A 445-nucleotide genomic window follows, 5' to 3' on the forward strand; every position below is an offset into this window, starting at 1 on the left:
GAGGCTGCCCAGCGCAGTCCCCGGGTCGCCGCCGAACAGCAGGGCCAGCACGAGTACGAGGATGCCGCCGAGGCCGCCGCCGAGCGCGACCTTGCCGCCACGACCGCCGCGGCCACCGCCGCCGCTGCCGCCGACGGAGACCCGTCCCGGAGTGATCTGAGCGCCCTCGTTGAAGGTCATGGTCACCGCTTTCTGTCGGGGTCTGTGATCGCCGGGGACAGCTTCGCACGTGAAAGGCTCCGGGTGATTCCTCTGGTGCGTTATGTCTTCCGTGTTGCTTCTCCGTAGGATCACTGACGACAGAACGCTGTTGAAAGTGTGTGAAAGGAACCCCGTGCTGCGCACCCATCTCGCCGGCTCGTTGCGAGCAGAGCAGGCCGACCAGACCGTCACCCTCACCGGATGGGTGGCCCGGCGGCGCGATCACGGCGGGGTGATCTTCATC

Annotated in this window: 1 pseudogene; it reads right to left on the bottom strand. The window is 67.4% G+C overall.

Features of this window, described 5'->3' with window-relative positions:
• Positions 1-180 (bottom strand): annotated as a pseudogene (locus AC1DYG_RS19785) (KPN_02809 family neutral zinc metallopeptidase); the annotation flags it as partial.
• Between the last annotated feature and the right edge of the window lie 265 nt (positions 181-445).

The sequence above is a fragment of the Pedococcus sp. P1_H8 genome, from assembly GCF_056405175.1.